The organism is Methanogenium cariaci JCM 10550, from assembly GCF_001315945.1.
Classification (GTDB): Archaea; Halobacteriota; Methanomicrobia; order Methanomicrobiales; family Methanomicrobiaceae; genus Methanogenium; species Methanogenium cariaci.
In genome coordinates, this window is sequence record NZ_BBBG01000015.1 from 1 (window position 1) to 20,535 (window position 20,535).

The window sequence follows — 20,535 nt, forward strand, 5'->3', positions numbered from 1 at the left end:
CCCCCCCCTAATCCAACCAAAAGTGGGAACAAAACAATGAGTAAATTGAGGGTTTTTTTGTAACAGAGGTAGTAGTATAGATATATGTACAGATAGTACAGGCATTTCCCGCCCATCGGGGGGGGTATCATTCCACGATCCGGTTTCCTGTGTGGATGGCAGGGGGGGGCATGGGTGATACTGCGGAAAGTGGAAATGGAATGCTCAAACACCTGAATGTCGGCAGATTTTCAGTTTAGGTGGCGGAAACTGCCTGAAAAAAATGAGGGCCAAGTGGAATGAACCGGAAAGGAGTGGGAATGTGGAAACAAAACCGACGGGAACGGTTCGCCCCTCCCCCCCTGGCAGACCGGGGGGGTTACATCGCGTTGACCATTATTGTGCCGAATACCATCGCGATGATGAACAGATAGTAGAGTGCCACAAAGACTGCAACCGGGATGAATGTGGCCAGAACGGCATGCAGTTTTGATATGCCGTGGAATTCGTGGAGGGCAAAGACCTGTATGGCCATTCCCCAGTAGGGGGGGGTGATGAACGCCCCGATAATGGTCCAGCCGATGAGGAGTGTCGGAACCATGGAGTAGCATGCCGCCCGGACCGTCTCCGGGTAGCCGCCGGTGCCTTTGAAGAGGAGGACGAAGAGATGGGTGATGGCAGCTCCGATGAACAGGGAGATGATCCCTCCTACCAGAGAGGAGAGAAAGACTGCCGGGACGATGAAGAGCAGGGCAGCAGCGGGTATCTCCAACGCGGGCCCGAAGACCACAAGACCGGCGGCAATGACGATGGTTATGAGAAGTGAAAAGGCAAAGAGCAGCGTCAGGTAGAGGACAAAGGCATCTTTGAATGATTCGTCCCGGTACTCGCCAAATCCCTGGTCAAAGGAAAAAAGACAGGTCCGGATGCGGTCACTGAACGACAGAGTCATGCCCTATCGTTGCATTGAATACGACAATACTTTTTGGTTGGTATCGTTCCGTGCGAAACCTTCATCACCTTGGATTTCGTTAATGGAGCATATCAAACGTTGAGGTGTTGTGAATGAATGTTCTCATAATCTATGCCCATCCCTATCCTGCCTCACTGAATGCGGCGCTCAAGGACCGGGCCGTCTCCGTTCTGCAGGATATGGATCATACCGTGAAGGTCTCTGACCTCTATGCAATGAAGTTCAAGGCGGTTCTTGATCAGGATGACTTTCCCCGACCCTGTAACCGGGAATACTTCTCGATTCCCGGAGAACAGGTCGCGGGAGTGCGAAATGGCATACTGGTTCCAGACATCCAGACCGAGATGAAGAAGGTCGAGTGGGCCGATCTCCTCATCTTCCAGTTTCCCATCTGGTGGAGCTCAATGCCTGCGATTCTGAAGGGCTGGATTGACCGGGTCTTTGCACAGGGGTTTGTGGTAAATCTGGCGGAAGGGAGAGTCTACCGTGATGGTCTTTTGTCCGGTAAGAAGGCCCTGATCTCAACAACAGCCGGTTCTCCGCCGGAATACTATAGTGAAGGAGGGCCGCATGGCGACATCAATCACCACCTGATGAGTCTCTGGCACAATACCTTTGAGTTCTGTGGGATGGAGGTGGTGCCGACGTTTTATGTGTTTAATGCAAGTGTGATGGATGATCTGCAGTTCAATGCCGAACTGGAACGCTACGAGGAGTATCTGCGTCTGCTGTGATGGTCTGGCCGCGTTGAACACGGGGGGGGAATCCGGTTCATTTCTCTTTTTTCTCTTCTTTTCTGCGGGGGGGTTTTGGGCTGCCGGGCAGGGCAAGGGCTGCCAGAAGTCCGATCACCAAAAGAATCGCCATGGCGTCAAAACAACGGTACATCCCGGCAGAGATCGCCTGATCTGCGATACGGGTTGCCGTCTCCTGCGTCTCTTCCGGTAGCATACTGATATCTGTTGTCTGCATCTTCTCCACCCAGGTCTGCAGGATGGTTGCGAGTTCTTCATCTGTGGCATCCCCCGAGTTCGGGATACTCATGTGCAATGCCGGAGAGCAGGCCGGAGAAGATGAAAATCAGGAGAATGGCACCGATGAATGCGGTGCCCAGAGACGTGCCGAGCTGACGGAGGGTGTTGAGCACACCGGCCGCGTCAGTGGAATGCTTTTCGTCCACGGCAGAGAGGGTGAGGTTGGTGATCTGGGAGAGGATGACACCAATCCCGATGCCAAAGAGCATGCTGCCGGGATGATGTCCGGTATCGTGGTTGAAAGCGAGAAGACATCCCGCATCGCCGCCGCACCCCCCCCGATGGCCAGCAAAAGTCCGCTTACCAGCAGCCATTTTTGGGACACAAACGCCGAAAGACGTGCCCCCCCCGATGGAGAAGAGAAAGATCATCACCGACATGGGCAGAAGGGCGAGGCCGGTCTCAAAGGCGCTTGCACCGGTTACTGACTGGAGAAACACCGGGATGATGAAGAGAAAGCCTGCGATGACGATGTTCTGTATGGTTCCGATGCCGTTTCCCAGCGTAAATGTCCGGTTTTTGAATACATTCACATCGACGAGCGGATTTTTTCCGGTCTGCAACCGGTGTTTCTGCCAGAACCAGAAGACGGCCATCAAAAGCAGGCCTGTTCCGATAATAAGGGAGATGGAGCCCCCATGCCTCTACGTTCTTCATCAAAAGAATGCCCATCACGATGGCACCGAGGCCGAAGAAGGAGAGCGTGGTGCCGATGACGTCGAGTTCTCTCCATTTTAGGGTCGGGGGGGAGGATTCGCTGAGGAGATAGGAGAAGATGAGGACGATGACCACGACCAGAAGTTCCAGTCGGAAGGCCCAGCGCCAGCTGTAGTAGGTGGTCAGGTATCCGCCGATGATCGGCCCGAATGCGGCACCGGCGGCCCCGATGCCGCCCCCCCACATGCCAAAGGCGAAGGCCCGATCCCGGCCTGCATAGGTGGAGGTCAGAAAGGTGGTGGTGGCGGGCATCATGAGGATGGCGCCGATGCCCTCCAGAATGGACCAGCCGATAAGGAGCATCATCGCGTTTGTGCTCATCGAGGCGGTGAAGGTTCCCACACCGTAGATGGCCACACCTGCAAGAAATGCCTTTTTTCTCCCGACAACGTCCTGCAGTTTTCCACCGATGAGCATGAAGGATGCCATGACGAGGGCATAGATGGCAATGATTGCTGGATGGTCGGGACATCGGTGTTCAGGTCGCTCACCAGTGCGGTGATCGAGACGTTCATGATGGTCGTGTCGATGACCATGATGAAGACTGCCAGGCAGATGATGGTGAGTACGCCCCCCCATCTGGATCCCCCCCTCCCGAATTGCATTGGTTCTGCTCCTGCGGAGTAATGCCCGTTGTTTCATTTATAGGTGTTGCCGGAAATGGCGGAGAAGTATCCCGTCACTCAAGAAAACAGCCGGTCGAGAGTGGCAAGCAGATCCTCTTCAATCTCTCCCGTGAGCAGGCCGAAGAGGAGACGGTCATGATACTCTCCCCCCCGGACATGCCAGTATTTCCGCTGCCGCCCTTCGGAAACAAACCCACTATTTTCCAGCACCCGCACCGAGCCTGTGTTTCCGGCTGCTGTGTCGGCGTTCAGCCGATAGGCGCCTGCGATGCGGGTAGCAAACCAGACGAGAAAGGTGCCCGCTTCAGACCCGACGCCTTTGTTCCAGAAGGGCTCGTCGATCTGGTAGCCGACAAGGTATGCTCCGGGAGAGAACTCCTCTGCGATGAGCGCACTGGCCGATGAAGACTCCCGTCTTCCGATCCCGGATGGTGAATACAAAGTGGCAGGGCATTCTCTCTTCAGCGAGGGCCAGGGTGTTTTCGTCCACAAAAGGGAGAAAATAGGCATGGGTGACTTCCGGGGTGTTCGGGCCAAAGAAGAGCCAGCGGCAGACACTCTCCTTTGCCAGCATCTCTGATATGGGTATGAGGTCTTCGAGCGTGACGTATGAGAAACTGAGGCCGGGAGAAGTCCAGGTGGTCTGCATCGGGGTAGTGGTGTATGCAGGAATGGGGGGGGAAAAGGGTTTGGTGGTTTATTGTGTTTATTCGAGAGGCATGAATCTTAAGTAAAATTCAACTAGAAAATTTAATAATATATCTGATATAGGTATTGTTCAGATGATGAAATATGATTGATTTTAATCCATTGGTGGATTCAATTACAATAGTTGTCTGGGTTTTTCTCATTATTATTCCGACTGCAAAGATTTATGAGGAATTTAGGAGCGTTCCGATTGCGGGAGTATTTTCAATATTCTGGGTTTCCTTAATTACATTTATGCCCCCCCATTCTCCATTTGCCTTTATTGTTGATGGGGCTGTTAATGGAATTACTTCGAGTCTGGTCTGGGCTGTTGATGGTATTGTTAACGTCCTGATTTCGAATCAGGTCTGGATTGCAGTTGTTGCAGTAGTAATTTTAGTAGTAATGGGAGTGGCCTTTAATTCTCGTGGCATTGCACCATCCATCTCTCACTATGAAACCTCTGATAGAAGAGTGAAACAGTCTGTTCCGAATGTCCTTTCTTGTAATTTGAATAATACTGAAAATGGACCACTTCTTTCAGATAAAATCAACAATGATTCGGATCAATTTAATGAAATCGTAGAAAAAATCCTTCAGTTTAGATATAATCAAAACAGGAGACGAAAATTTAGTGATAATCATGAATTGGAAGAGGATTATCACAATCAGTTGCATCAATGGCTCAAAAGTGTCTATCCAAATGCGATAAATGATACCAATCAGAGGGGCTCTTCACGACCGGATATTGTTATCGATGATATTTGCATTGAAATCAAGGGTCCAACCCGAAAAAATGACGTTCGTGATATCGGTCAAAAACTTTTTAGATATCGTAACCATTACGATCCCAGGATAATTGTTGTGTTTTTTTATCCTGAAATCAATCTGGAATCACAATACTTCTGTGAATTTATCACAGGTGTCAACCGTGACCTGCCGGAGGTTGTGATTATTGCGGAGAATCCTGATGGAGTTTTAGAAATTGTTTGTTAAGGTTAAATCAAAATATTTATATTCTACTGTTTCTTTTTTTAACATATGTTTGGAAAGGGGGGGCCAAAAACTGTTAAAGGTATGATACGGAAGTCTGAAACTGGTGATGGGAGGAAAAAAACGTATCTTGAAAAGCTTTCAGGTGGGGAAATTGATATTCTTACTGGCAAACCAGTTAAGAAAAGAAAATAATTTATTATGTAATCTCATCCCCCCCCGGCCAGCTCTTTTCGTTTCTGTTTCTCTTCCCGTCTCACCTTCTGCCCCCCCCACTTCACGGCGATCAGACCGGATACCAGCGTCTGGACGATTGCATAAACGATGATGATAAGAAACGCCTCCCCCGTGACCCGTCAGGGCACTTGCGCCCACCAAGAGGGAGACGCCGAGGTTTCTGTTGGCCGAACTGGTGGCCAGCACCTGCCGGTTGTGTTTCTCCGGGCCGCCCAGAAGATACCCGGCAAGCATCGAGAATGCCACCAGAATGAAGACCGCTGCCGTCGCGCCGATGCCGACACTGAAGAACGAATCGATGAACCTGACCTCCCCCCCGGTCAGCTGCACCCAGATAAAAAGAATGCCGAAGATGACGATCGTGAGATCGGAGAAGAGATATGCCCACCTCCGGATCCGTCGGCACCTGCCGGAAAACGGGAATTGATCGCAAGTCCCGCGACCATGGGCAGGAATATGAGGATGACAAGGGTGGTCATCACCGAGAAAAAGTCAATCTGCTCGGTGATGGTACCCGGCAGGATGAGTGTCAGTGTAACGGGAGTAGTGAATATCGCGAGCACACTCAGGTAGAACATGATGCGGATGGCAAGTGATATGTCGCCCTTCGAGAACTCCGCGAGTTTCGGGCCGATGGTCGAACCCGGTGCACAGGCGACGATCAGAAGGCCTGCCGCAACATCCATATCCATCGGGAGCAGCCGTACCACGACGATGCCTGCCAGAGGAATGAGAATGAGATTGATGACAAACGCAAGCCCTATCAGCCGGTGATGCCGAAGGGGGGGTGCTTCAATCCTGCGGGCGGTAAGGCCAAGCCCCCCCATGGAAAACATCGTTGCCACTAAAAAGAGATAGATGGAAAGTTCAAGCGGCAGGGTGAGACCTATGGCCGGAAGCATGTGCACAGAGATGGTCTGTCATTCATATAATCCCTGTTGTTAACCCGCCTGTCTGCAGGATCCAGGGAATCGGACTGTATCTGAAAAAAACCGGAAAAAACTCCCCTGACGAAATGCATTTATAGCCATTGGTGGTGATAAGAGTGCCATGGAAACGCAGTACGGTATGTACCTGGCATACTTCTTTCAGACCCTTATCGGCCTGAACTGCATCTATGCCTTCGTAACCGGAAACCTCGCGGGGGGGTTCTTCTCGGCCCTGATCATGTTTCTGGCGACCCTGGTGCCCTTCATCATTGCCCACCGGATGAACATCCATTTCCCGTGGTTTGTCTTCTTTCTGATCGCCCTTGCCCTCTGGTTTCATACGGCCGGGTATATTCAGGGCTACTATGAGATGTTCTACCCCCCCTACTATGACAAAATAGCTCATCTCGTCTCCGGCACTACCGTTGCTCTGCTCGGCTTTTTAGGCGTCATCTTCCTTGACCGCTACTGGAATATGAACCTCACCGCCCCCCCTTCATTATCGGGTTTACCATCATGTTCGGGGGGGTGGCCCTTGGTGCGTTCTGGGAGATATATGAATTTCTGGTGGACAATATCTTCGGCGGATCCCTTGCCGGCCCAATGCAGAACGGTCTGGAAGACACCATGCTTGACATGATGTTTGTCCTCGCCGGTTCCATCATCGTCGCCATTATAGGTGTCTTCTACTTCCGCCACCACCGGAAAGAGGACATCGTCGGGTCGCTGAACGGGGACAACGCACTCCGGTCACTGACCAATACCGGAGAAAAGTAACCTTCGGTGGTGAATGCCCTGATTTTCTCTCTTTTTTTATTGATCTCAGATATTTCGCCGCCGTTGCCTGTTGTGTTGAGGCAGTCATGGGGGGGATAGTGGGCGTCCGGGGGGGTGCACCAATCTCTCAACAGGTAAACCCCGTCTTCATCCATCCGGCAGTTTTCAAAAGACGTATCTGTCTGATCCCCAAACCTTTGTGGGTTCTATGGATCAGAGGACGCTTGCGTATGTTGCCGCCATCTTGTTTGCCTCATTTATCGGACTGAGTTTTCTCTTCGTCAAGGAGTCCCTGGATGCTGCTGCACCGTTCACAATGCTTGCCTTCCGGTTTACCCTTTCCTTTCTGGTGATGTTGGCTTTAGTCGCCGCCAGTGTCATCAGAGTGCGTCTCCCCCAGAGTGGATTCAGGGATCTCATGATCCTCCTTATTGCCCAACCTGTTCTCTTTTTCTCTCTCCAGGCCTTTGGTCTCCTCTATATTTCTTCATCGGAGGCTGGGATCATCGAGGCCATCACGCCGGTCTGTGTAGGTATACTTGGCATCGTGATTCTGAGTGAGCGTGTCAATGCAAAGCAGTTCCTCTGCTTTTTCGTGTCAATTGCAGGAATTGTCTGCCTTTTCCTGATGGAGGGGGGGCCGGTATTTCCGGGGGGGTCAGTACTCCGGGCCTGGTCCTGACGGTTCTCTCGGTCTTTGCTACCTCCCTCTATATCGTGATGGGCCGCCGTGTCTCACGCACCATTGACCCGTGAGCCTCACCTTTCTCATGATGCTCTTCGGGTGCCTGGTCTTTTGCACTCTCGCGGTGGGGGGGTGCGAAGGCCTGGATGTTGATGGCACGCTCGTTCTGCTTGGAAACACAGATTTTCTCATCGAGACCCTGTACCTCGCCCTCTTCACTTCGATTGCGACCTCATTTCTTGCGATGTACAGTCTGAAAGAACTGGAGGCGGCGCGGGTAGGGATCATCCAGACTCTCTCGGTCGTGGTCGCAGTTGCCGCCGGGGGGGTGCTCGTCCTGCAGGAGACGTTCCTCATCTATCATGCTGTAGCGACTGTCCTGATTGTTGCGGGGGGGTGATACTTGCAAACTACGTTGCCGACCCGCCAACGGCGTAAGTACATTCCATCCACCGGTGCCGGTAGCCCCCCCTCCTCTTCGTATGGGTGAGCGGACATCGTGTGTAATATATCAATGAAGAGAGGAGCTGAAGAGATCTCGTGTGATCGGAGGTTTAGGAGATATCAAAAAACAGAAATGGGCCTGATGCGATTCGAACGCATGACCGTCCGGTTATGAGCCGGACGCTCCACCACTAAGCTACAGGCCCTCAGTGAAATGTGCATATTCTCTATGTCATGCATGGCTAAAAATGTATTGAGATGTCGGCCCCCCCTTCCGGCACCCTGTGGAAATAATGAACGAGGTCCTCGTTGGTATATCCGGGTATCCGGTTTTGCCAGGCGCTATGCGTCTGATCCTACGATCTTGTTGATCGTGTGCTCACAGATATCCGTGGAATAGTCTCCCATCCTCCGGAGGGAGTCGGTGATGTATACAAAGTGCATCGCATCCGCCGCCTCGAACGAGAGGGCCATGTGGTTTATCTCCCGGCAGTGTTCCTCCAGATCTTTCGTATGGCCGATGGTGGTGTTTGCCTGTTCCAGATCGCCGGAATGGAACGCCTCAATTGCGGCCCGGAAGATGGCCATCGCGTCACGTTCTGCCTGTTGGATGGATTCCCCCCCGATGACGTTGTCAAGGGGGGGATAATCCGCGAGTTCGATGGCATTTCGGGCAATCTTTGTGGCGTGGTCTGCAATACGCTCAATGATCTTTGCGATCTGGATATACCCGGAGGCCGTCGCAGCCGGAATGTCCATCCGCCGGGAGAGGTTCACGTCAGAGAAGATGAGATTCGCCTGACGGGCCACCAGCCACTGGAGGCGGTCCACATCGCCGTCGCGTTCAATGACCGAGGTGGCAAGGGAAGAATCCCGGTCCCGCAGGGCGGTGACTGCATCCCCACTCATCTTGGTCGCAATGACTGCCATCCTGCGCAGGGAGTTTTCCATCGGCATCTCCGTCGGGTTGAGCAGATCCTTCACCGTGATATCGGTATCCGTCTCCTCCACAATCTCCTGCCCGATGGACATCGTGGTGAAATTCCGCACCTGTTCGATGATATCCGCAGGCAGACGGTATCGGGAACGAACCACGATCTCGGTGTAGCCGGATATGTAGGCTCCTACCAGTTCCCGGAGCAGGAGCGTGTGATCCGTTCCTGCATCCACCGGAAAAACCTTTTTTCTCTGCATCTGCACGCCGGTGGTATTCGGGGTCACCAGTAGAGTGCCGTCACTCTGGATGATCAGGCCCACCGGGTCATTCTTCTGAATGTTGGTCGCATCCACCCATTTTTCGGGAGGGAGACGATCATTGAGGAACCGCCACTCCGCTGGACCTTACGGATCTCCATGTCAGCCATTCTGTCAGTATTTGCCCGCATATGGTATATGGTATTTCCGCCAACTGATATGTTCAGTATGTTTTGTATATTTGGGTAAGTACTCAAATATGCTGAGTATGTTGAATGTCGGTCATGAATATATATTGGTCTCTGCCTTTCTGATATGGAGAAAACCCATCATGAATCTGCGTTCAAAATCCTCTATTACATCTGCACTGGCAGTCATTCTGCTTGTCACCGCGTTTGTCTGCGGATGTACTGACTCCGGTCCTGCCCCGGCCGGGACAAAGACCATCTCGGTGACCGGTTCAACTACGGTCCTTCCGCTTGCACAGATTGCCGCTGAAGCCTACATGGACACACACCCGGACGCTGACATACAGGTATCCGGCGGCGGGTCTTCCGTGGGCGTGAAGGCGGTCGGTGAAGGCACCGCAGAGATTGGCATGGCCTCCCGTGACCTGAAATCATCAGAATCTGAGACCTACCCTGATCTGGTGGAGCACGTCGTTGCAAAGGACGCCATTGCCATCATCGTCCATCCGTCCAACAGCGTCACCGACCTCAGCATTCAGCAGATCAAATCCATCTACCTCGTGAGACCACCAGCTGGAATGCCGTCGGCGGCCCGGATGAGACCATCGTCGTTGTCGGCCGGGACAGTGCCTCCGGTACCCGTGAATATTTCCACGATGCGGTCATGAACAAGGAAGACTTCACCACAAAGCAGCTTGAGAAGAACTCGAACGGTGCGGTCCGGCAGACCGTATTCCAGACTCCGGGTGCCATCGGCTATGTGGGACTTGGCTACGTGGACGGGGGGGCCGTGAAGGCAGTGCCCGTCAACACCGGCAGTGCAACGGTTGACGCAAGTGTTGCAACCGTCCTCTCCGGTGAATACCCGATTGCCCGTGGTCTGAACATGTTCACCGTGGGGGGGCAGCCCGAAGGTCTTGCCGCAGCATACCTCTCTTTCATCATGAGCCTGACGGACAGGCACTGGTTGCTGAAGAAGGATTTGTTCCGATTGCCTGAATAGACCTGCACCATTCTTCCCTCTTTTTGTGTATATTATGGAACAGAAACAACCGGCTATCGCTGCTCCTCCGGTATCCGCAGAACTCTCTGCGGGTCGGAATGCATACCTGAAAGAACGGATCATCCGGTCCGTCTGGTTCATGGCAGCCGCCTTCGGCGCACTCAGTGTATTCTTCATTCTTGCCTTTCTGGTCAAAGACGGCCTGCCTATCTTTGCCACGGTCACTCCGGGGGGGGAGTTTCTCTTCGGTGCAGTCTGGAACCCGACCGGTGCGCTACCGGCATATGGCACGCTCCCGTTGTGGGTCGGCACCATCCTTGTGACCATCGGTGCGATGGTCATCGCAGCCCCCCCCTGGGTATTGCCTGTGCGATTGTCATTGCAGAACTTGCCTCACCCCCCCGTGTGAAGGCAATTGTCAAACCTGCAATTGAACTGTTGGCAGGTATTCCATCTGTTGTATACGGATTTTTTGGTTTGATCGTGCTCACCGATCTGATCCGGGTGAATTTCTCTATTCCTACCGGTGAAACCTGGCTTGCAGGCTCTGTCCTGTTGGGCATCATGCCCTTCCCACGATCATCAGTGTCTCGGAAGATGCCATATCAGCGGTGCCAAAGGAATACCGGGAGGGATCCCTCGGCCTTGGTGCCACCCGGTGGCAGACGATCTCACAGGTCGTTGTTCCCGCCGCTCTCTCCGGCATCACCGCAGCACTCATCCTTGGTATCGGAAGGGCGGTCGGCGAGACGATGGCGGTTTTGATGGTCACCGGCAATGCCCCCCCCATCATCCCGGATCCGTTGTATGATGTCCTCTCTCCCATACGGACCCTGACCGGCACGCTGGGCATTGAGATGGGAGAGACGGCCATCGGCAGCACCCACTACCATGCCCTCTTTGGGGTTGCCCTGCTTCTGCTTCTCATCACGCTTGTTGTCAATCTCTCGGCCATGCAGGTTCTCCGTCGCATCCGTGCACAACAGACCGGCACCGGCAACGGGCCCGGCAGGCTTGCAGCACTCTTCTCCCGCTACCGGCGGGAGATCAGCATATCTGTCGCGGCAGTCCTTCTCCTTGGAGTGGCCGTGGCTATCTCCCCCCCTCCGGCGGCCGGTGTGTTCGCTCTTGTCGGTGCCTTCTGGTGGTATATTTCGTCCCGCATTCAGCCACGGCACCAGCAGACAATGGCCTTTTCCCTGCTCTATGTGGCCCTCGCCGTGGTGCTTGCGGCACTTGCCGTCATCCTCGGCTATATTGTCATCAACGGCCTGCCCGCCATCAGTTGGGAATTTTTGACCACGGCCCCCGCGGGCGCTCGGACGGGAAGGGGGGGGCATATTCCCGGCGATTGTCGGCACCCTGTACCTGGTCGCCGGAGCGATTGCGATTGCGTTGCCGGTGGGGGGGGTCGGTGCGGCCATCTATCTCGTCGAGTACACCCGCGAGAATGTCGTCACCAGAATCATCCGGTCGGGTGTGGACCTCTTAAACGGCACCCCCGTCCATCGTATTCGGCCTCTTCGGCTTCTCTTTCCTCGTCATATACCTCAACTTCGGCGTCAGCCTCGTTGCCGGGCAGATCACACTTGCCCTGATGGTCCTCCCGACCATCATCCGGACGACCGAAGAGGCGCTCCGGGGGGGAGTACCCGCCTCCCTCCGGGAAGGCAGCCTTGCTCTGGGTGCCACCCCCATGGCAGACCATATCACGGGTGGTGCTCCCCCCCGCGATGCCGGGTATCATCACCGGTGCAATCCTTTCTATCGGGCGTGCCGCAGGTGAAACGGCTCCCATCATGTTCACCGCAGTGGTCTTCTCATCCCGGTTCCTGCCGTCATCTCTCTCGGACCCGGTCATGGCCCTGCCATATCATCTCTACATCCTCGCGACCAACGTCCCCGGTGCAGAGACCAACCAGTACGGGACCGCACTGGTGCTCGTCGCACTGGTGGCCGCCATCTACCTTGTGGCAATCGCCGTCAGAACACACTATCAGAGACGTATCCGGTGGTAACAATGGACACTTCAGCAGTAATTGAAACACAGCACGTAAACCTCTGCTACGGGGGGGACACTCCGGCATTGAAAGATGTCTCGGTCAGTTTCCCCGAACAGACGATCACCGCCCTCATCGGCCCTTCCGGATGTGGGAAATCAACCCTCCTGCGGTGCTTTAACCGTATGAATGACCTCATCCCGTCCTGCCGAATCGAAGGCGGGATCATGTATCACGGAACGGATATCTGCGCCCCTTCCGTCGACCCGGTACAGCTCCGAAAAAAGATTGGTATGGTATTCCAGCGGCCCAACCCGTTCCCCAAGTCAATCTATGACAACATCACCTACGGCCCGCGAATGCATGGCATTCGTGACTGGAGAACCCTTGAGGAAATTGTCGAGGAGAGCCTGAAGCAGGCCGCCCTCTGGGACGAGGTCAAAGACCGCCTCAATGCCTCTGCGATGGGTCTTTCCGGGGGGGACAACAGCAGCGTCTCTGCATCGCCCGCACGCTTGCCGTGAACCCGGACGTCATCTTAATGGACGAACCCTGTTCCGCCCTCGACCCGATTGCGACCGCAAAAATTGAAACGCTGATGGAGGAGCTCAAGAGCCAGTATACCGTGATCATCGTGACCCATTCCATGCAGCAGGCGGCACGGGTGAGTGACTATACCGGATTTATGTACATGGGGGGAACTCATCGAGTTTGGAAAGACCACCAAAATTTTTGAGAACCCGGACTGCGAACTGACGAATAATTATATCACCGGGAGGTTTGGATAAGATGACATTTGAAACATTTCATGAGGAACTGGATGCCATTCAGGTACGTCTCCTGACCCTGGCAGAGCATTCCGTGGGGATGCTCACCGACGGCATGCAATGCCTGAACTCAACGGATGAGGAACTGGCCAATGATGTCATGGACCGTAAAATCCGTCTTTCAGCACTGCATGAGGAGATTGAAGATCGCATTATGCATATCTTTGTGCTCTACCACCCGGTGGCAGCAGACCTCCGGCGGGTCGTCTGTTACACGGTGATGAATTATTCCCTGTACCGGGTGGGGGGGAGGGCAGGGAAGGGTCTTGCAAAGAACGTACTGACGGTGAAGAACGGGACGCAGCATGTGCCGATGGACAATCTCATGGTGATGGCTGACATGGTGGTTGCAATGCTTGCGGATGTCATCACCGCCTTTGAGACGTCATCGGTGATCGATCCGGTCTCCCTGGGACGGCGTGACGATCGGGTGGATGCGATGCAGAGCGGCATCCTCCGGGAATGTCTTACCTATATGATGGAAGATCCCCCCCGCATGATACCCGGCGGCATCGAGTGCATCACCGCCTCACGCCATCTGGAACGCTGTGGGGGGGATCATGCCTGCATTATGGCAGAGAAAATTACTTTCATGGTGGAAGGCACGCGTGTGGAGATCCGGTAGGGATGGGGGGGGTAACCTGCGCAAAACAGCAGAATCGACTGACGGGGAATGGACCCCCCCCGTCTGCTCTTCCTCCTGTCTCTTCTCTCCGCTCTTTTTTGGGTTTGATTTATTACCGCCCTGAATCAGAACAGGAAGGAGTGAAGGAACCCGCTACCCGGGTTGGTGAACACATATTATGAAGGATAAAAACTGGTTGATCAGCATTGCCGTCACCCTCATCATCGCCTCGGCCCTGCTCTACTTCTTGCATTACCTGCTGTTTCATGACCTGCATCACATTGGTGTCTTCGGTCTGCATGAACTGGCATTTCTCCCCGTTGAGGTGTTGATTGTCACCTTGGTCATACACCGTCTGCTTGAGGAACGGGAACGAAAGCAGAGACTGGAGAAGATGAATATGGTTATCGGCACGTTTTTTTCACGGGTGGGGACGACACTCATCACCTGTTTTGCGAGCCATGACCCGAACCTCGAATCCATCCGGTCCGAACTGGTGATGACCGATGCATGGAATGAAGAGAACTTCAGCGCCGTGGCGGTCCGGATGAAATCATATCAGTTCGATATCGATACCTGCACCCTTGACCTCGAACGCCTCCGCGGATTCCTTCTGGACCGCGAGGACTTCCTTGTCCGGATGCTGGAAAATCCAGTACTGCTGGAGCATGAGGACTTCACCGAACTGCTGCGGGCCACCTTCCATCTCACCGAAGAGCTCAGCCGCCGTGGTCCTATTATTGAATGTCCGGCCTCAGATATATCCCATCTCGGCGGGGATGTCAAACGGGTCTACGGGCTCCTGATCCATGAGTGGATTGCATACATGCACTACCTGAAGAGAGACTACCCCTATCTCTTTTCTCTTGCGATGCGGACCAATCCCTTTGACCCGGAGTCATCCGTGATGGTCACCTGACCATTCTCTGTTCTCTCGCTTTTTTCGTATTGCTCTCCTGTTAGATCCGGGTGTTTGGATAATCCTGCAATTACATATGCTGTCAATCCCTTTTCTTTCTGTGCAGATACCTGCCGGTCTTTGGCCTGTATATCAATGATGAACGGATGCCGGAATGGCATGCCCTGGTACGTAAAATCCCGATATGTTCTCTAATATTAAATAAATGTTCAATATGCCGTTTTTTGCCGATCCAAAGGGATAATATATCCCTGATATAAAATACCAATTATCGGCTGTTTGTACCTACCCTCCGGCCCTCTGTGCATACTGGGTGCCTGATGTGTGATCTTATGGGACAGCCGGAGGAATTTCATGGCGTTCGCCCGATTACAAATCCCGAAAGACTCTCCCTCCCGGAATATCCTTATTATTGCCGGTTCACTGGTAGTCGGATTCATCATCACAGTGGCACTTTCCGCAGGGCATGAATCAGATCTCCCCCCCATATGTTATGCGTCCTTATTATCGGCTATTCGTATTGCTATCCACGCCGGGGGATGTGGTTTGCGGCGTTTGTATCTGCACTGTATCTGGTATCGTATGCGATTGTTATTTCCCCCCCGGTTCCGGCAGGTATGTTTGTGGCATTCAAGCATGTACTGGTATTCCTGTTGATTGGGGTGGCTGTATCTGCCCTCTCTGCTCGTCTCAAAAACACCGAGAATACCTATCGCAACCTCTTTGAAAATCTTTCAACGCCGCATTCACGATAGAACTAAACCCTGACGCTACTCCCGGACGGTTTATGGATGTCAATGACCGGATGTGTGCGGCGGTCGGGTATACCCGGGATGAACTGCTCTCAATGACCCCCCCTGCTGACATCGTGCCTGAAGACTATATGCAGGAACTGCACGCGAGGCTCAAAAAGCAGAATATGGATGCATATGGGGAGTTTGAGTTATTGAATATCACAAAAGACGGCAGGGAGATGCCGGTGGAGGTGAAGGTACATCTCTTAGAGATTGAGTCCGGGCCGATTATTCTTGCAACCGCAACTGATGTGACCGAGAGATCTCACCGGGACAGGATACTGAAGGCCCAGCGTGATGTGGCCGTCTCCCTGAATCATGCCGGAGACAGTGAAGAGGCGGTCCGGATGGTTATTGGGTTTGCCCTGGAGATCAGTAGCCTTGATGCAGGGGCATTTTATGTTGCCGGAGAGGATGACACCTCATTTTCCCTTCTCTACAGCGCCGGTTTTTCCGACGGATTCCTGAGTAAAAATGAAACAATACGAATTGCATCCGATGGGATTACGGCAATGCCGGAATGGAAGCCTGTCTACGGGTCTGCACAAGAGCTTGTCCGTGCAGGCATGATCCGCAGTTCGGGAAAAATCCGAAGATGTTCGGGATTTTGCCTGTGCGGGGGGGCAACGATGCGCTACTGGGCATCTTTCTGCTTTCATCCTATGGAACTTCCGATATCCCCGATACCGAACGCCGTCTTATCGAAGCACTGGTCGCACAGGCGGGTGCGGCCATCGACCGACTGAATGCGGTTCGTGCCCTGCGCCGGAGCAGACAGGACCTCCGTTCACTCGTGGATTCCCTGGACGCATATCAGGCACTTGCCGGGCCGGATGGATGATTATAACGGCAAACCATTCGTTTGCCGCTGCATCCGGGATGGATACTGATGATCTCTCCGGAAAGAATATCATTGAGGTCTCCGGAAGAACGGATGAATTTAAGATGTTTTTGTGCGACAGGTTTGCCACAGTACTGAAGAGCGGTTTGCCCGTGCGTTTTGAGGATCGGGGGGGGATGATCACTTCTATGACACCATTCTGTATCCGGTAAAGAGCTCGGGAGGCAGTGTCCGGGCGGTCGGGATGCTTTCCACTGACATATCCCCCCCTCTAAAAGAGGCGGAGATGGCATTGCTGGAGGCGGAACGAAGATACCGGCTGGTGATTGAGGCACTGAACCTCGGTGTCTTTGACCTTTATCTTCCGGAGCGGTTCATGACCGTTTCAGCAGAATGGTACACGATGCTGGGGTATGAGGGTGACCTGCCGGATGATCCCTATGCCTTCTGGATCGCACATCTTCATCCCGATGAGAGGAGGATGTACTGAAGAAGACCGGTGAATGCCTTGAATCCGGTGAGGAATACTTCAGTGATTACCGGATGCGGGCGGCCGACGGGACCTGGCGGTGGATCCGGAGCCGGGGGGGAAAGGTGATCAGCTGGCAGCCGGATGGCAGGAGCGGCCGGTTTATTGGCACCCATTCTGATATCACTCTCCAGAAACGTGCCGAGACGGAGTTCCGGAGAACCGCCCGTCTTCTCCGGGATGCCCAGAAGGTCGCCCGCCTTGGTTACTATGAATTTGATCGGAAAAATGATCTCCTCCTCCCGGATGCCGGCATCTACGAGATTCTGAATATTTACGATGAGGAACCTGTCTACACATTTCATGAATTCTGTGGGTTTATTCACCCGGATGAACGTGAGCAGGTGGAGGCGGAATTCGCGGCTGCTGTACAGGAAAACTATGCATACAACAATATCTTTCGGGTTATTGCGCGTGGGGGGGGTTCTGAAGTCTGGGTTAAGGCATGGGTCGAGCCGGGGATTGATAACGAAGGGGGGGATATCTCACCGATATTTGGCACGATACAGGACATTACCGATGTGCGGCAGACGGAGGAGGAACTTCTTCAGACTCAGATTGCTGTTGAAACCTTCCGTGATGAGGTACTCTACATCGACCCGGACGGAAAGGTTCTCTACGCCAACCAGCAGGCAGTAAATGCCCATGGAACGGAAGGGACACTCACGGGGCTCACGATAGGTGATATCGATCCGGCATATCCCCCCCGGAGAAGTGGCAGCGCCACTGGGCATATCTCAGGGAAAAAAATACCACATCCATGAATCCCTGCACCGAAAACGTGATGGTTCTGTTTACCCCCCCGTTGAAGTCGTGGAAAACTATGTGAAGGTGGGTTCACGTGCTTTCTCCTGTGTTTCCTGTCGTGACATTACCGACCGGAGGGCCGTGGAGGATGCCCTCCGCGAGAGTGAACAGCGTCTATCCCTTGCGGTTGCGGGGGGGCGGATCTGGGCATATGGGACTGGGATATGGTATCTGATCACATGGTATGTGATGCACGGTTTGCAGAAATTCTGGGAACCGGGCCGGAGGAGATGGAGGTCGGAACCTTCAGTGAACTGGTGGCACTGATCCATCCGCATGATCATGCTGTATTACGACAGGTACTGGAGGATTACGTTGCCCACAAGAGAGCACCGCTCTTCTGTGAGTGCAGGCTCCGCCACAGAGACACTACCTGGAGATGGGTGAGGGGACGCGGTGTCATTGTTTCAGAGGATCCCTCCGGAAGTGGCCAGCGGATGATTGGTACCATTATGGATATCAATGAACAGCGTGAGGCGATGGAGGCTCTGGCAGAGCGTGAGGAGCAGCTGCGGGAGACACAGGATATCGCCCAGGTGGGCGGATGGACCTATGATATCACTGAAGATCGCTATGCCTTTGACTGTGATAACCTGCATACCGTTGGGTTTGAGGGGGGGATGGTCGTACCGACTACATCAGAAGAATTCCTTCGTGATTTTGTATATCAGGAAGATATCGCAATGGTGGAAGAGGCATATACCCGCCACCTGGAGGAATATGTGCCATTTGATATCGTCCTCCGTGTTCAGCTGCTGGGAGGGAGAATACGCTATCTTCACAGCCGGTGCCAGACAATCTTTGATAACCAGGGTGTGCCCCGGAAGAGCGTGGGGGGGATTGTCCTGGATGTCACCGAAATCAAGGAGGCAGAGAACGAACTGCTTGAACGCGAGTGGAAAGTGAATGAGGCACAGCGTATTGCCCGTATCCGCTACTGGGAATGCGACAGTCAGTGCATGGCTGCTACACGGACTGAAAATATGTGCACACCCCTCTGCTGGTTCACCTTTCTTGAACAGGACGGCCTGCAGATCGATCCGGATGAGTGCGACCGGCTGGCTGCAAAGTTCCATGAGTCTGTAGACCGTCAGAGTGAATTTTCCGAAGAGTTCCAGGCTGTTCTGGAAGAAAGTGGTGAGACTCTGCACCTCTACTGCCGGGGCAGCCATTACTATCGGACCGACGGCAGTCATCTGCGTTCCCTCGGAACGATCATCGATATCACCGAGCGGGTCTGCACCATGAATGCCCTGCGGGAAAGTGAGACTAAGTTCCGGCTGGTGGCAGAGAATCCCAGCATTGGCACCTATATCATCCAGGACGGAGTGTTTGTCTATGTCAATGATACCAGTTCCCGGTTCTTTGGATATTCGATTAAAGAGATGATCGGGATGGAGGCAGTGAAGGTCATCGCACCTGATATACGCCGTGAGATGTTTCTGAAATTCAGGGAATGCACTACGGGTGAACGTGATGAGATTCATCTTGAGATGCAGGGGGGGATCACCCAAAAAGGAGTTATCTTCCCGGTTGAGATATTCGGTTCATCCGGTGAATATGGCGGGCGACCAGCTCTCATCGGCACTGTCATTAACATCACGAAGCGCAAGGCGTATGAAGAGATGCTCACCATCACCCGACTGACGGTGGATCAGGCGACAATTGGCATCGGCTGGATCAGCCGCACCGGGGGGGACGTGATCTATATCAATGCCCAGGCGGTGGAGATGCTGCGCATCCCGGAGGAGACCATCCTCGGGATGAATATCATGGAGATACGTCCGTCTTTAACTCCCACCCGATGGCAGGAGTTCTGGGATGATATCCGTGTCAGTCAAAATCACCAGTTTGAGATTGTACAGGGACGGGGGGGGATGATACCTTTTTCCCGGCAGATGTTATGGTCGATTATGTGCATCTCGGTGATATGGAGTTTGCCTGCATATTTGTCACTGACATCTCCCGGCGCAGGGAGGTGGAGGGTGCCCTCCAGCAGTCGCTTGCAGATAAGACGATGCTCCTGCAGGAAGTGCATCACCGGGTAAAAAACAACCTCGCTCTCATATCGTCAATGATCCAGATGCAGATGCGAACCCTTGACGATGAACAGGCCGTTGCATCGCTGACGGAGACGGCAAACCGCATTATCTCCATGGCGATGGTCCATGAGAGTATCTATCGTTCACGGCATATTGCCACCATCGATGCTCACGATCACCTGACGGCACTGGTGAACGAGATCATACCGAACTTCTCTGTCGGAAAAACAATCGAGGTGGATGTCGATGCGTATGGCTGCACCCTTGACCTGAATTCCGGGATTCTCTATTCCCTCATTGTTAATGAACTCATCACCAATTCTATCAAATATGCGTTTGAAGGACGGGATGCGGGGGAAAATATCCATTTCAATGGAATGTAATGATGAAAAGAAGGTGCTCTCCGTCACTGATAACGGGGTGGGAATACCGGAGGATGTGGATCCCTTCCGGCGGCCGTCTCTGGGAATGAATATTGTCTATAGTGTCGTCACCGCCCAGATGGGGGGGACGATTGAACTGGTCCGTGGTGAAGGTACGACCTGGGTGATGACGTTTCCGGTACCATGAGGGTAGCGGTCTGAAGATCATTCCCGCATCTTTTTTCTTTTCCAGTTACCAATATTCAGTCGGAGTTATACGATGGTACAACTAAGTGATGACCTGATTGAAGCGTTCAACGCAT

27 protein-coding genes, 1 tRNA gene and 3 pseudogenes are annotated in these 20,535 nt (G+C 53.4%); 22 read left to right on the forward strand and 9 right to left on the reverse strand.

Annotated features, from left to right (window positions below; all coding sequences use genetic code 11):
* Nucleotides 1–358 precede the first annotated feature (358 nt).
* On the reverse strand, nucleotides 359–931 hold the full coding sequence (locus JCM10550_RS11520; protein ID WP_062399314.1) for a Yip1 family protein: 573 nt from the start codon (nucleotides 929–931) through the stop codon (nucleotides 359–361).
* 113 nt (nucleotides 932–1,044) lie between these two features.
* On the opposite strand from JCM10550_RS11520, the gene JCM10550_RS11525 reads away from it, so the two are divergent.
* Nucleotides 1,045–1,686: an NAD(P)H-dependent oxidoreductase gene (locus JCM10550_RS11525; RefSeq protein WP_062399316.1), complete on the forward strand. Its 642-nt coding sequence runs from the start codon at nucleotides 1,045–1,047 to the stop codon at nucleotides 1,684–1,686.
* A 37-nt stretch (nucleotides 1,687–1,723) separates the two neighbouring features.
* On the opposite strand, the gene JCM10550_RS11530 is transcribed toward JCM10550_RS11525, so the two are convergent.
* The 4 genes and pseudogenes from JCM10550_RS11530 to JCM10550_RS11545 all read right to left on the reverse strand — a co-directional run bounded on the left by JCM10550_RS11530 (nucleotide 1,724) and on the right by JCM10550_RS11545 (nucleotide 3,839).
* Entirely contained in the window at nucleotides 1,724–1,996 is a 273-nt protein-coding gene (locus JCM10550_RS11530) for a hypothetical protein (protein WP_062399318.1), read from the reverse strand.
* Nucleotides 1,962–2,582, reverse strand: a complete 621-nt coding sequence (locus JCM10550_RS11535) for an MFS transporter (protein WP_083475477.1) — start codon at nucleotides 2,580–2,582, stop codon at nucleotides 1,962–1,964. Before JCM10550_RS11535 ends, JCM10550_RS11530 begins: the two co-directional genes overlap by 35 nt.
* Nucleotides 2,583–2,733: 151 nt before the next feature.
* Nucleotides 2,734–3,282: pseudogene (locus JCM10550_RS25130) on the reverse strand (MFS transporter); the annotation flags it as partial.
* 104 nt (nucleotides 3,283–3,386) lie between these two features.
* The gene (locus JCM10550_RS11545) at nucleotides 3,387–3,839 is read right to left on the reverse strand and encodes a GNAT family N-acetyltransferase (RefSeq protein WP_245619111.1); all 453 of its coding nucleotides are present in this window, start codon (nucleotides 3,837–3,839) and stop codon (nucleotides 3,387–3,389) included.
* 2 nt (nucleotides 3,840–3,841) lie between these two features.
* Between JCM10550_RS11545 and JCM10550_RS23140 the strand changes: the two genes are divergently transcribed.
* Both JCM10550_RS23140 and JCM10550_RS11550 read left to right on the forward strand, forming a co-directional pair.
* Entirely contained in the window at nucleotides 3,842–4,063 is a 222-nt protein-coding gene (locus JCM10550_RS23140) for a hypothetical protein (RefSeq protein WP_245619112.1), read from the forward strand.
* A gap of 58 nt (nucleotides 4,064–4,121) precedes the next feature.
* The gene (locus JCM10550_RS11550; protein WP_062399324.1) at nucleotides 4,122–5,012 is read left to right on the forward strand and encodes a hypothetical protein; all 891 of its coding nucleotides are present in this window, start codon (nucleotides 4,122–4,124) and stop codon (nucleotides 5,010–5,012) included.
* Between the two features lie 138 nt (nucleotides 5,013–5,150).
* Here JCM10550_RS11550 and JCM10550_RS11555 read toward each other — a convergent pair whose 3' ends face one another.
* Nucleotides 5,151–5,576 (reverse strand): hypothetical protein, encoded by a 426-nt coding sequence (locus JCM10550_RS11555; protein ID WP_062399326.1) that lies wholly within the window; start codon nucleotides 5,574–5,576, stop codon nucleotides 5,151–5,153.
* A complete protein-coding gene (locus JCM10550_RS11560; protein WP_062399327.1) occupies nucleotides 5,567–6,148 on the reverse strand; it encodes a bile acid:sodium symporter family protein in 582 nt (193 codons plus the stop codon). The genes JCM10550_RS11555 and JCM10550_RS11560 overlap by 10 nt, the downstream gene beginning before the upstream one ends.
* 148 nt (nucleotides 6,149–6,296) lie before the next feature.
* On the opposite strand from JCM10550_RS11560, the gene JCM10550_RS18920 reads away from it, so the two are divergent.
* The 4 genes from JCM10550_RS18920 to JCM10550_RS11580 all read left to right on the forward strand — a co-directional run bounded on the left by JCM10550_RS18920 (nucleotide 6,297) and on the right by JCM10550_RS11580 (nucleotide 8,037).
* Nucleotides 6,297–6,815 carry a hypothetical protein gene (locus tag JCM10550_RS18920; protein ID WP_157200208.1) on the forward strand — a complete coding sequence of 173 codons (519 nt, stop codon included), beginning with the start codon at nucleotides 6,297–6,299 and terminating at the stop codon, nucleotides 6,813–6,815.
* Nucleotides 6,779–6,952: a hypothetical protein gene (locus JCM10550_RS11570; RefSeq protein ID WP_157200209.1), complete on the forward strand. Its 174-nt coding sequence runs from the start codon at nucleotides 6,779–6,781 to the stop codon at nucleotides 6,950–6,952. The genes JCM10550_RS18920 and JCM10550_RS11570 overlap by 37 nt, the downstream gene beginning before the upstream one ends.
* 208 nt (nucleotides 6,953–7,160) lie before the next feature.
* The gene (locus JCM10550_RS11575; RefSeq protein ID WP_062399332.1) at nucleotides 7,161–7,634 is read left to right on the forward strand and encodes a DMT family transporter; all 474 of its coding nucleotides are present in this window, start codon (nucleotides 7,161–7,163) and stop codon (nucleotides 7,632–7,634) included.
* Nucleotides 7,635–7,704: 70 nt separating this feature from the next.
* Nucleotides 7,705–8,037, forward strand: a complete 333-nt coding sequence (locus JCM10550_RS11580) for an EamA family transporter (RefSeq protein ID WP_062399334.1) — start codon at nucleotides 7,705–7,707, stop codon at nucleotides 8,035–8,037.
* Nucleotides 8,038–8,215: 178 nt separating this feature from the next.
* Here the strand turns inward: JCM10550_RS11580 and JCM10550_RS11585 are convergent.
* Both JCM10550_RS11585 and JCM10550_RS11590 read right to left on the reverse strand, forming a co-directional pair.
* Nucleotides 8,216–8,287 (reverse strand) — tRNA-Ile (locus JCM10550_RS11585).
* Between the two features lie 136 nt (nucleotides 8,288–8,423).
* The gene (locus JCM10550_RS11590; protein ID WP_245619114.1) at nucleotides 8,424–9,371 is read right to left on the reverse strand and encodes a phosphate uptake regulator PhoU; all 948 of its coding nucleotides are present in this window, start codon (nucleotides 9,369–9,371) and stop codon (nucleotides 8,424–8,426) included.
* Nucleotides 9,372–9,606: 235 nt separating this feature from the next.
* Between JCM10550_RS11590 and JCM10550_RS25135 the strand changes: the two genes are divergently transcribed.
* The 15 genes and pseudogenes from JCM10550_RS25135 (at nucleotide 9,607) to JCM10550_RS11665 (ending at nucleotide 20,420) form a co-directional block, all read left to right on the forward strand.
* Entirely contained in the window at nucleotides 9,607–10,131 is a 525-nt protein-coding gene (locus tag JCM10550_RS25135) for a substrate-binding domain-containing protein (RefSeq protein ID WP_281175380.1), read from the forward strand.
* Nucleotides 10,068–10,466 (forward strand): substrate-binding domain-containing protein, encoded by a 399-nt coding sequence (locus tag JCM10550_RS25140; RefSeq protein ID WP_281175381.1) that lies wholly within the window; start codon nucleotides 10,068–10,070, stop codon nucleotides 10,464–10,466. Before JCM10550_RS25135 ends, JCM10550_RS25140 begins: the two co-directional genes overlap by 64 nt.
* Before the next feature lie 139 nt (nucleotides 10,467–10,605).
* Nucleotides 10,606–12,484, forward strand: a pseudogene (pstA, locus tag JCM10550_RS11600) (phosphate ABC transporter permease PstA).
* 2 nt (nucleotides 12,485–12,486) lie between these two features.
* Nucleotides 12,487–13,254 (forward strand): annotated as a pseudogene (gene pstB / locus JCM10550_RS11605) (phosphate ABC transporter ATP-binding protein PstB).
* 1 nt (nucleotide 13,255) lies between these two features.
* Nucleotides 13,256–13,918: a phosphate uptake regulator PhoU gene (locus tag JCM10550_RS11610; RefSeq protein ID WP_062399336.1), complete on the forward strand. Its 663-nt coding sequence runs from the start codon at nucleotides 13,256–13,258 to the stop codon at nucleotides 13,916–13,918.
* A gap of 178 nt (nucleotides 13,919–14,096) precedes the next feature.
* A complete protein-coding gene (locus tag JCM10550_RS11620; protein ID WP_062399340.1) occupies nucleotides 14,097–14,837 on the forward strand; it encodes a hypothetical protein in 741 nt (246 codons plus the stop codon).
* Between the two features lie 539 nt (nucleotides 14,838–15,376).
* The gene (locus JCM10550_RS11630) at nucleotides 15,377–15,592 is read left to right on the forward strand and encodes a hypothetical protein (RefSeq protein WP_062399344.1); all 216 of its coding nucleotides are present in this window, start codon (nucleotides 15,377–15,379) and stop codon (nucleotides 15,590–15,592) included.
* Nucleotides 15,589–16,377, forward strand: coding sequence for a PAS domain S-box protein (locus tag JCM10550_RS11635; protein ID WP_281175382.1), 789 nt, complete (start codon nucleotides 15,589–15,591; stop codon nucleotides 16,375–16,377). Before JCM10550_RS11630 ends, JCM10550_RS11635 begins: the two co-directional genes overlap by 4 nt.
* Before the next feature lie 91 nt (nucleotides 16,378–16,468).
* Nucleotides 16,469–16,684, forward strand: coding sequence for a hypothetical protein (locus JCM10550_RS11640; RefSeq protein WP_062399348.1), 216 nt, complete (start codon nucleotides 16,469–16,471; stop codon nucleotides 16,682–16,684).
* A gap of 32 nt (nucleotides 16,685–16,716) precedes the next feature.
* On the forward strand, nucleotides 16,717–16,962 hold the full coding sequence (locus JCM10550_RS11645) for a PAS domain-containing protein (RefSeq protein ID WP_062399351.1): 246 nt from the start codon (nucleotides 16,717–16,719) through the stop codon (nucleotides 16,960–16,962).
* A 53-nt stretch (nucleotides 16,963–17,015) separates the two neighbouring features.
* The gene (locus tag JCM10550_RS11650; protein WP_062399353.1) at nucleotides 17,016–17,765 is read left to right on the forward strand and encodes a PAS domain-containing protein; all 750 of its coding nucleotides are present in this window, start codon (nucleotides 17,016–17,018) and stop codon (nucleotides 17,763–17,765) included.
* Entirely contained in the window at nucleotides 17,716–18,075 is a 360-nt protein-coding gene (locus JCM10550_RS18925) for a hypothetical protein (protein WP_157200211.1), read from the forward strand. The genes JCM10550_RS11650 and JCM10550_RS18925 overlap by 50 nt, the downstream gene beginning before the upstream one ends.
* A complete protein-coding gene (locus JCM10550_RS11655) occupies nucleotides 18,039–19,856 on the forward strand; it encodes a PAS domain S-box protein (protein ID WP_245619115.1) in 1,818 nt (605 codons plus the stop codon). Before JCM10550_RS18925 ends, JCM10550_RS11655 begins: the two co-directional genes overlap by 37 nt.
* Nucleotides 19,787–20,233 (forward strand): sensor histidine kinase, encoded by a 447-nt coding sequence (locus tag JCM10550_RS11660; protein WP_172673879.1) that lies wholly within the window; start codon nucleotides 19,787–19,789, stop codon nucleotides 20,231–20,233. Before JCM10550_RS11655 ends, JCM10550_RS11660 begins: the two co-directional genes overlap by 70 nt.
* Nucleotides 20,223–20,420 carry an ATP-binding protein gene (locus tag JCM10550_RS11665; RefSeq protein WP_062399359.1) on the forward strand — a complete coding sequence of 66 codons (198 nt, stop codon included), beginning with the start codon at nucleotides 20,223–20,225 and terminating at the stop codon, nucleotides 20,418–20,420. The genes JCM10550_RS11660 and JCM10550_RS11665 overlap by 11 nt, the downstream gene beginning before the upstream one ends.
* Nucleotides 20,421–20,535: the final 115 nt, after the last annotated feature.